The following is a 10,500-nucleotide window of genomic DNA, read 5'->3' as shown; positions in this document are numbered from 1 at the left end:
ATACGAACCCAGATGAGCGCGCGCGGAGAGAGCCCCAAAAGCGGTGACCCGAGGCAAGGCGGCGCGTCGGGCACGGGCGCGGCTGCGAGCTCGCTGCTTGCCCCTCGCGAGACGCCCATGAGACGATGCGCGGCTGTCGGGATCCTGCCTTCATGCCAAACGACGCTCCGCTCTGGATCGAGATCGCTATCGAGAACGATGGCGACCGCGTGTTCGTCACCCCGAGAGGCAGCCTCGGGCAGGGCGGCACCAGGCGGCAGATCTCGCTCAGCCTCGACGAGCTCTACGCGCTCCAGGAGGGCGTCGGGCGCGCGGCGAAGGGGCACACGCCGCTCGACGACGGCGCGCGGCAGACGGCGAGGGATCTGTTCGCGGCGATCTTCAGGGACCAGGCGCTCGAGATCTGCACGGCCCACCTCGCGACCGCGCGCCCGCGGTCCGTCGTGCTCCGCCTCGCGCCCAGGGGCCGCGCGCTCCAGTCCGTGCCGTGGGAGGTGATGCTGGCCCCCCCGCACGGCGCCCTCGACACGAGCGATTTCCTGGCCAGCGCTCCGCGGCTGCACGTGGTGCGCGCGGTGACCGACGGCGGGCCCGCGAGGCCGCTGCGGGTGCTCAGGCGGGTCAGGGTCCTGGTCATCGCCGCGGCGAGCACGCGCGTCGCGGAGCGGGTCAAGGGCGCGCTCGGCGAGGCGGTCGACGCGCGCGCGGTCGATCTGCTCGAGCCCATCGAGGGCGCCAGGGCAGCCACCTTGCCGAACCTGCGCGCGGCGCTCCAGCGGTACAGCCACCCCAACGAGAGGCCCCACGTCGTTCACATCATCGGGCACGGCGCCGTGTCGAGGGGCGGCGGCCACGAAGGAACGCCCGTCATCGAGCTGCCTGGGGACGACGGCGCTCCGGTCGAGATCCCCGTCCAGGCGCTCGCCGACGACTTTCTCGGCTTCTTCGGGGACGACCTGCGCCTCGTGGTGCTCGACGCATGCGAGGGAGCCGCTCCGGGCGCGGCCGGGAGCGCCGCCGAGATCCTCGCGCGGCGGGCGGCGACCGCTGTCATCGCGCACCTCTGGCCGCTCGATACCCACGTCGCCGGCGAGCTCGCGAAGAGCTTTTACACCTCGCTCACCCTCTGGGAGCAGGGGTGCGGCGACGTGGCCGCGAGCCTCCAGAGCGCCCGACGAGAGCTGCTGGTCGAGGGGGCCGGCGCCTTCTCGTCGGTCCTCTACCTCCGCGGCGACAACCCCTTGATCTTCGATTTCCGCGGCCGGATCGCGCCGGGCCCCTCCCCTCGAGGCCAGAAGGCCCCGCCGCCGGCCGCCGCCGCGCCGGCCGGGGGACAGCTGGAGAGCGCCGAGAAGCTGAAGCAGCTGCTGGCGGGGCCGTTCTCCGTGCTGCTCGGCGATTCGGGGGAGGACCCGCTCGAGTGCCAGATGGCGCTGCGGAAGAAGATCGCCGAGAAGCTGCACGTGAGAGGAGACGACGCCTCCGGGCTGGCCAATTGCATCCAGCTCTATGCGCTGCTCCATGGCCGCTCAGCGCTCGACCACGTGTTCAAGGAGGTCGTCGAGGAGATCCTCCAGCGCGACGACACGCCGCTCACGCCGCTCGCGTGGGAGCTGGCCGGCGCCCTCCGGCCCGGTGTTCACGCCACCCTCCTCTGGCTGCCCGTCCTGGAGCACGCGCTCGCGGAGCGGTACGCGGGCGGCGATATCTACGTCGTCCAGCCGCCCTCTCCGGACGAGGCAGGCGGGTCCCTCTGGGTGAGGCGGCGTAAAGCCGGCTCGGACGAGTGGCTCGTGGCAAGCGACCTGCGCGAAGGGTGGCCCAACCGCCTCGACTTGCAGAGGGACTTCGTGATCCTGCGCCTCTATGGGGGCTACCTCCCGAAGCGCGAGGTGCTCGGCGCCCTGCTCACGGAGGACGACCACGCCTTGAACCCCCGGCACACGGAGATGCCGAACGACTGGGACGGCCTCGTCCGACACCTGCGCACGCGGCCCACGCTCGTCGTCGGGATCTCGGTGCTCGACTGGCGCCACCGCATGGTCCTGCGGCTGCTCTTCGACCAGGGGCTCCCGCGGGAGAGCGTCGCCGTGCTGCCGCTCGACGGCGACGATGTCGACGGGCAGATCTGGACGAAGAGCGGGGGCGCGCTGACCCGGGGCAGGTCGCGCGCCGTGCACGTCGCGCGGCAGAGCACCGAGGCGCTCGCGGACATGCTCATGAACCACCCGCGGCCCGCGGGGGCGCCGTGAGCAGGAACCCCTTCCCCGGCCCGCAGCCGTACACGGCGGAGAACCGCCCGCACTTCTTCGGCCGCGAGCAGGTCGCGTGCAGCTTCCTCGGGACGATGCTCGTCCAGCGCTGCGTCACGCTGTACGGCCCCTCGGGCTCCGGCAAATCGTCGCTGATGCAGGCGTCGATCATCCCCGACGTCAAGGCGTCGAGCTGCCGGGTCGTCCTGGTCGACAAGTGGCCGCACGACCGCAAACCAGTCGAGTGGCTCGAGGAGACGCTGCGCGAGCGGCTGGGGCTCGACGTGAGCCTGTCGCCGTGCGGGCGCGATCCGAAGACGGGGGCCGAGAGCGCCGCGGACGACGACGCGGATGAGCCGATCTTCCTCTACCTCGACCAGATCGAGCAGCTCCTGCTCCGGCGGGGGCGGGAGGATGTCGACACCTTCGTCCGGTGCCTCGACAGGCTCGTGGAGCGCCCGGCGCGGGAGGTGCACCTCGTCCTGGGCATCCGCGAGGATTACCTCGGCCGCTGGCGCGAGCGGATCCGCGGCCGCCGGCGGCTCATCGAGAACTGGCTCCGGCTCGGCCACCTGTCGGTGGACGACATCTCCGGCGCCGTGTGCGACGCCGCGCTGACGGGCGAGCCGAAGCAGGCCTGGGACGTGGGGGCGATGCGCCGGATCCTCCGCGACGTGCGGATCCAGGGAGAGGAGGAGTCGCACGAGGAGGCGCCGTCAGGCCGGGCAGGCAAAGCGGCGTACGCCGAGGAGGTCCAGGCGGCGTACGCGCAGATCGTCTGCCGCGCGCTCTTCGAGAAGGGCGGGCCGCCCGAGCGGTCCGAGGACGCCCGGGCCGAGCCGATCCTGGTCGAGTACCTGGAGAAGACGCTCGCCTCGCTGGAGCGCCTGGAGGAGCCGGCGCGGCGCCTGCTCGAGGATCACCTGATCGCGGACGACGGCAGCCGGCGGCTGCTCACCGCGCGCGAGGCGCACCTGCGCGGGCTGTCGCACGACGACGTCGAGCGGATCCTCGAGGCGCTCGAGCGCGCGGCGATCCTGCGCGCGCAGGCGCAGGGCCACCAGAGCGGCCGGTATTACGAGCTCGGCCACGACTGGCTCGCGAAGAAGCTCCACGAGCGCAAGCAGGAGCGCCAGCGCGAGGAGGCGCGCCAGCGCGAGGAAAATGCGCGCATGCAGGAGGAGCGCGATCGCCGGCTGAAGCAGGAGATCGAGCTGCGAGGGCAAGCGGAGGCCGAGCGCGAGCGCGCGCGGGGGCTCCTGCTCGTGGCCACGGCGCGCGAGCTGCTCGCGCGCGGCAAGCCGGAGTGGGCGCCAGGGCTGCTGCTCGACGTGGCGAGCCCGGAGCAGACCGACGGCTGGGCGGCGCTCGCCATCGAGGTGCTCGGGCAGCGCTTCGCGCGCGCGACCCTGAAGGGCCACCAGAGATCGCTCACCGCCGCGGCGTTCAGCCCCGACGGCCGCCGCGTGGCCACCGCGTGCTTCGACGGGGCGACGAGGGTCTGGAGCTCCGACGGCCGCGGCGACCCGGTCGTCCTGCTCGGGCACAGCGACGTGGTCTGGGCGCTGGCCTTCAGCCCGGATGGGCGGAGGATCGCGACCGGCGGGCGCGACGGGATCGCCCTCGTGTGGGAGCTCGGCGGCGCGGGAGATCCCGTGCTGCTCGCGACGCTCCGGGGGCACGAGGACGCGATCGTGGACGTCGCCTTCAGCCCCGACGGCCGCCAGGTCGCCACCGCCTCCCAGGACTTCACCGCGTGTCTATGGGACGTCGAGGGCGGCGGCGTGAAGCGCCGCGTCCTGGAGGCGCACGACGCCGAGCTGACCTCCGTGGCGTTCGCCCCGAGCGGCGACCGGGTGGCCACCGGGTCACGCGACGGGACCGCAACGATCTGGTCCGAGGCGGGCGAGGCGCGCCTCGTCGGGCACGGCGGCGCGGTCGCGCGCGTGGTCTTCAGCCCCGACGGGAGCCGCGTCGCGACCGCCTCCGCGGATCGTACGGCGTGCGTGTGGAAGGCGGACGGCGAAGGTCCACCCGTCGTGCTCGCAGGCCACGAGCACGTCGTCACGGCGGTCGCGTTCTCGCCCGACGGCCAGCATGTGGCCACCGCGTCGCGCGACAAGACGGCGCGGGTCTTCCGCGTGGGCGGCGCCGAGCCCCTGTTCACCGTCGGCCCTCACGGCGATGCGGTGGTCGACGTCGCGTGGAGCCCCGACGGGCGCCACCTGCTCACCGCGTCGACGGATGGACAGGCGCGGATCTGGACGGCCGGCGGCATGGAGTCGAGCGTCCTGCGCGGTCACAAGAGGAGCCTCGTCGCCGCGGCGTGGAGCCGCGACGGCGCGCAGATCCTCACCGCGTCGCTCGACGACGCGAAGGTGTGGACGGCGGCGGGCACCGGCGTCCCTGTGGTGCTGGAGGGGGACGAATGGGCCTTGAGCGCGGCGGGGTTCAGCCACGACGGGCAGCGCGTCATCACGATCACGGAAAACGGCGTCGCCCGTCTCTTGAACGCCGACGGCTCGGGGGAGGCCTCGATCCTGAGCGAGCCCGACGAGCCTATCCGCGGCGCCTGCTTCGAGCCTAACGGGCGTCGCCTGGCGCTCGTGTCGCCTTCGGCCGTGTGGATTGTCGATCCGGACGGCCGCAGGGAGTCGTCCAGGTTGACGGTGGAAGCAGACTGGCGCCTCGTCGCGGCGTTCGCCCCGGCAGGGCTCGTGGCGTTTGCGGTCGCGCCGGGCGGTCGCGCCGTGAAGGCCTTCACCCTCGCCGAGGGCGCGGAGCGATGGAGCGAGCCGATCGCGCTGGACGTCGGCGCGGCGCCCGTCGAGCGCTTGTTCATCCGCATGGATGTCGCGCGGGTCCGCTTCGTGACCCAGGACGGCGCCGTTCGCTCCTGGGAACTCGGCGCGCTGAGCGCCCCGCCGGTGATCACACGGTGGCGGTACAGTGGACTGAAGTGCATCGCCTTCGCTCCCGACGACCGCTATGCCCTCGCGATCGACGAGACGAGGCCGGAGAACGCTTACCTCGTCACCGCCGAGAACCCGAGCGAGCGGCTCTTGCTCCAGGATCACGAGAAGCAGATCACGTACGGCACCTTCAGCATGGACTGCACGCGCGTCGTAACCACGTCGGACGACCGCACGGCGCGGGTCTGGCGCACCGACGGCACCGGGCGGCCCATCGTGCTCCGCGGGCACCGCGCCAGCGTGCTCCACGCGGCGTTCAGCCCGGATGAGGCGCGGGTCGTCACCGCGTCGGCCGACGGCACGGCGCGGATCTGGCCCCTGTCCGTCGGCGCGCTGCGCGAGCGCCTCGCCGCCGCGGTGCCCGTCGACTGCATGCCGCCCGAGCTGCGCCGCATGTACCGGGATGAGACCGCCGACCAGGCGCGCGAGCGCTACGAGGCCTGCGAGCGGTCGCACGGGCGCGATCCGGCCCGCCGGTAGCGCTCCGCCTCAGGGCAGCTTGCCGACCGCGCTCCGCCCCGCCTCGCGGTAGACCTCGACCCAGCGGTCCAGCTCCGCCCGCGAGACGCCGTACCGCTCGGCGATCGCCCTCGGCGCCTCGTCGCCCCGGAGCACCGCGATCACGGCCTCTTCCCTCCGCGCCGGATCGTGGCCCGCGGTCCTCGTGGGCATGGACTCGTGCGCCGAGGAGCGCTCGCCGACGAGGCCGCGGGTCGGCGTCGCCTTCTCCGGCGGCGCCGCCGTCGTGTGCTCGAGCCCGCTCACCGTCGAGGGCAGCTGCGCCTGGGCCCCGCTCGCCTTCAAGGGCAGCCGCGCCGCCGGGTCGCCGAGCAGCACGTAGCCCCGCAGGTCGTTGCGCAGCATGAACGCGCTGCTGCGCTTGATCGGCTCGACCGGGGAGGGCCGGTTCCACACCCGGGCGTCCTCCTCGGCGTGGTAGCCGGAGAGCAGCTCGTCGTTGACCTCGCGGTACGAGCGCATCAGCGCGTCGAGCGCCACGCCGGCGCGGCTGCCGCGGGCCGCAGCCTGGACGCTGCTGAAGATCCGCGAGGCGCGGCTCTGCGTCATCCGGCTGGGATCGGTGAACCCGTAGGTCCACGCCAGGTCCAGGTGCGCGATCACCGCCAGCGGCCCCTTCGGGTTCCGGAGCGCGGCCTGCGGCAGCGCGGCGAGGAACGGGCGCTCGTCGGAGCTGGGCAAGCTCTCCAGCACCCGTTTGACACCGCTGAAGGCGCCCTCGCGCGCGAGCAGGGACAGCCAGGGGTAGAACGCGCTCTCCTTCGGCGTGCCGGCCCCGAAGCAGGCCACGCAGAACCACAGGCCTCCCGGGAGGAACGAGGCGCTCTGCACCCCCTCCGCCGTGAGCAGCCGATCCGAGCCGCCTGGCCCGCCCACGACCAGCGCCCCCTGGAACGCACGCTGGTGATCCGGGGAGGCCCACCCGCCGCGGGGCCGACCGAGCCCATGGCTGACGGACAGGAGCACGGAGGGCCTCGCCGCGCTCACCCCGCCGAGGAAATCCGCCGCGGTGTCGGCGCCGGGGATCTGGACGACGTTCGCGGCCGGGAAGCGCCGCCTGCCCGGCCGCTGCGCCATGAAGAGGCAGGGCTCGATGAGCAGGCTGTGGCCCAGCCGGGTCGCGTCGGTGCCGTCGTCGGCGACGAAGAACAACGCGTCGGGCTGCTCGTGGCCGGTCGGCTCCACGGCCCAGCGCACCACCTTGTCCGCGTACGCCGCATAGCCGTCGAGATCGGGCTTGCCGTCGGCGCCGGCGACGTGGAGGCGGCCGACGAACGAGCCGTTCGCGAGCACGTGCTGCAGCTCGATCGACACCTCGTCCAGGTCGCCGAGGAGGAGCAGATACCGCGGCCTCTCCGCCTCTGGCACCCGCTCGTCGTGCAGGACGTCGTTCTTCCACCGGGCCGCCTCTGCCATGCCCATTCCGGGCTTCACGCGGTAGGGCGCCACCTTCGCCCCCTGCTCGCCTTCCCGGAGCCGGAGGAGCGGCGCGATCGCCTCGAGCGCCCGGTCGCCCGCGGCGCCTTCGGGCGCGATCACCGACCAGCGCTGGAGGGCGAGATCGTTCGGGTTCGCGTCGGGCATCTCGAGGGAGAGCGCGTCCACGCCCCGCGGCGTCTTCTCCGGCCGAGGCGCGTTGCCCGCCGCGATCTCGGGCAGGCCCGCCGCGAGCGTGGGGCGGAGATCGGCGGCATCCGCAAGCAAGAGCTCCAGTGTCCTGGGGGCGACATCCTGCATGGGCGCGGCAGCGTGCCAGAGGCGCGCCGGGGGGTCAACGCGCCCTCGGATGCGGCTCGCCCCCCTACACTCGCCGCGCGCGTCGTGCCATACGCGTCGTGACCCCAACGCTAGACGGAGACCCACGATGACTCACCATCCCGCATTGACGCCCGGCCGCGTGGCCGTGGTGACCGGCGCTGCCAGCGGCATCGGACTCGCCGCCGCCATCCGCTTCGCGCGCATGGGCTTGAAGGTCTGCCTCGCCGACCTCGACGGGCCGGCGCTGCACGAGGCCGCCGCGGGCGTCGCCGCGCTCGCGGCCGGCGGCAAGACCGATGTCCGGGCGGTGCCCACGGACGTCGCCAAGCTCGACGACGTGCAGCGCCTGAAGCAGGTCGCCTACGAGGCGTTCGGCGAGGTGGGCGTGCTGATGAACAACGCCGGCGTCGGCGGCGGCGGCAAGCCCTGGCAGGACTACGATCGCTGGCGGCGGCTCATCGAGGTGAACCTCTGGGGCGTGATCCACGGCGTGCAGGCGTTCACCGAGGCGATGCTCGCGCAGGACACCCCCTGCGCGATCGTCAACACCGGATCGAAGCAGGGCATCACCACCCCTCCGGGCGACGCGGCCTACAACGTCTCCAAGGCCGGCGTGAAGGTGGTGACCGAGCAGCTCGCGCACGAGCTGCGCAACGTGCCCGGCTGCAAGATCACCGCCCATCTCCTGATCCCGGGCTACACCTTCACCGGAATGACCGCGCGCGGCCCGGAGAAGCCCGCGGAGGCCTGGACCGCCGACCAGGTGGTCGATCTGATGATCGACAGCATGGGCCGGGGCGACTTCTACGTCCTCTGTCCTGACAACGCGGTCACGCGCGAGGTCGACGAGCGCCGCATCCAGTGGGCGGCCGACGACCTGATCCGGAACCGCCCGGCGCTCTCGCGCTGGCACCCGGACTACGCCGAGGCGTTCGCGGCGCACATGAAGGGCGCGGCGAAGCCCTGAGGCGCCCCGGTCCTCCGGGACCGTCCGGCGCTGCCCACCTGTTCATTCCGCCGCCGCCGGCTCGCTCCCGGAGCGCGGCGGCGCAGCATGACGTGCCATTACCGGAGTCCCCGCCGGTCGTGCGCCCCGTCGCGTCGGTCCCGTGCTCGGAGCACCTTCGCGCCTGTAAAAAGCGTCCTCCGCTGGAGGAATGTCTATCATGGGAGCGAGCGGCCGTGCGGTCGCGCCAGCGCGGGCACAGGCACGAAGGAGGGGCGGCACATGACGCACAGGCCCGAGGACGAGCAGGACGGACAGCCATCCATCGAGCAGCTACCCCCGGAGATCGCGGCGGACGCCCTGCCGGGCGAATGCGGTCTGCCTCCCTGGGAAGACCTGGAGATGGAGCCTGCCCGGCCGCCGGAGGCGTGGCTCGCGCGGCCGCACGCCCTGGTGGGCCCCGCCGATCCGCCGCCGCAGCTCGTGCGGACCGTGAACCTCCTGCGCGCACCCGAGCACGACATCCCCGGACCGGACCACATCGGCCGCATTGCCGAGCTCCTGTTCGCCCGCGCGCGGCAGGGCCTCGACGACGTGTTCGCGCACCCGGACTACGCGCGCCTCGACGGCCCGGCCGAGGCCTTTGCGCGCGCCGTCGCCGAGCACCAGACCGGCATTCCGTACACACAGCCCGTTTACTTCTATGGGTCCCAGGCGCGGGTCGCGAAGGCCATCGCCGACACGGGGCGGTATCCGCTGGTCGGCCAGTGCCAGCAGGCCGTGACGACGGCGCTCTGTTTTTATGGCTGGGACGGCGGCGCGCTCGGCGACATCGGCTCCGGGATCGACGCGCAGCCCTCGTGCGCGCGCCTCGGCCAGGGGTGGACGCAGGTGCCGCTCGTGCTGGAGGATATGCCGGATGATTTATGGGAGCAGATCACCGTCGGCTCCTGCCTGTTCTGGTCGGCGCCTTGCCCGATGACCAAGGCCGGCGCCACGTGCACGGGCGCCCAGCACGTCGTCGGATGCGGGCGCGGCAGCGGGCACGTGGCCATGGTGCTGCGCAAGCACCCGACCGAGCGGCTGTGGCAGCTCTGGGACACGACCACCTCGTTCAACGATCCGGGGCGTCACGCTGCGATCGCCAAGGGGTCGCGCCTGCTCTGGGAGTCGCACTGGTGGCCGTGGATCCCGAGCGCCCTGTCGGGCGGCGCGTGGACCTTCCGCGGCATCGCCCGGCCGGGATCGCTCGGGAGCCTCCGGGCGCAGCTCGCGCCCCGCGGGCGCGCGCGCCTCCTGCTCCGGCGCCGGAGCGACAGGAAGCTCCTCTTCCGCTCGGCGTGGTTCTCGATGGAGCAGGAGCGAATCCCCATCTCGTGGCTCTTCCGGGCGCTGCGGGGCGCGCCGTTCCATGAGACCGTCGAGCCCACGTTCTGTGTCAACTCGGCCTGGGACGGCCCGCGGGACAACCGCCCGCTGCTCGATTGCTCGTGCGACGCGAGGGGCAACGCCACGATGAGCTGGCGGCCGAGCCAGGGCCTGCACGATCGCCCGGGCAGGTCCGATTGGTCGCCGGACGCGCCCTACCCCGCGGGCGGCGGCGCCCCCGCGAAGTGGCCGACGGACGCGACGCCGGCGCCCGCCCCACCGGCGGGGGTGCTCGCGAGCGGGCTGCTCGCCGGTCGGCCCGAGCTCCAGCGGATCGCCGCGGGCGATGGCTCGCTGCGGCAGGGCGAACACGGGCCGGCGGTGGAGGTGATCCAGCAGGGGCTGCTGGCGCTCGGGATCCCGGTCGACGGCGGCGTGGACGGGCGCTTCGGGCCGGGCACCCGGCAGGCTCTTGAGGCGTTCCAGGCGAGCCGTGGCCTGGGGCGCGACGGCGTCGCGGGGCGCGCCGTGGTGCGGGCGCTCGACGAGGCGCTCGTTGCGGCGGGGCGTTGAGCGCCGCGACGCGCGGCGGAGGCACCGACGCGGCGCGCGACGCGTGCGAGGTGTGCCGGCTGCGGGCGACGGCATGATCGGTGAAGCGCGGGCGGGTGATGAAGGCAGCGGT

General features: G+C 73.4%; 5 protein-coding genes. 4 read left to right on the top strand and 1 reads right to left on the bottom strand.

Annotated elements, in window-relative coordinates:
* Positions 1 to 152: 152 nt before the first annotated feature.
* Positions 153 to 2,252 (top strand): CHAT domain-containing protein, encoded by a 2,100-nt coding sequence (locus tag WMF43_RS19200; protein WP_437682089.1) that lies wholly within the window; start codon positions 153 to 155, stop codon positions 2,250 to 2,252.
* Positions 2,249 to 5,704: an nSTAND1 domain-containing NTPase gene (locus tag WMF43_RS19195; RefSeq protein ID WP_437682087.1), complete on the top strand. Its 3,456-nt coding sequence runs from the start codon at positions 2,249 to 2,251 to the stop codon at positions 5,702 to 5,704. Before WMF43_RS19200 ends, WMF43_RS19195 begins: the two co-directional genes overlap by 4 nt.
* 9 nt (positions 5,705 to 5,713) lie before the next feature.
* Here WMF43_RS19195 and WMF43_RS19190 read toward each other — a convergent pair whose 3' ends face one another.
* A complete protein-coding gene (locus WMF43_RS19190) occupies positions 5,714 to 7,480 on the bottom strand; it encodes a transposase (protein WP_437682085.1) in 1,767 nt (588 codons plus the stop codon).
* 127 nt (positions 7,481 to 7,607) lie between these two features.
* Between WMF43_RS19190 and WMF43_RS19185 the strand changes: the two genes are divergently transcribed.
* Positions 7,608 to 8,468, top strand: a complete 861-nt coding sequence (locus tag WMF43_RS19185) for an SDR family NAD(P)-dependent oxidoreductase (protein ID WP_437682083.1) — start codon at positions 7,608 to 7,610, stop codon at positions 8,466 to 8,468.
* A gap of 261 nt (positions 8,469 to 8,729) precedes the next feature.
* Complete coding sequence (locus tag WMF43_RS19180) at positions 8,730 to 10,388, top strand: peptidoglycan-binding domain-containing protein (RefSeq protein WP_437682081.1); 1,659 nt, start codon at positions 8,730 to 8,732, stop codon at positions 10,386 to 10,388.
* Positions 10,389 to 10,500: the final 112 nt, after the last annotated feature.

The organism is Sorangium sp. So ce131, assembly GCF_051519095.1.
Taxonomy (GTDB): Bacteria; Myxococcota_A; Polyangia; order Polyangiales; family Polyangiaceae; genus Sorangium.
Note: the sequence above shows the minus strand (reverse complement) of the source record. Positions and strands in the feature narration are given on the sequence as shown.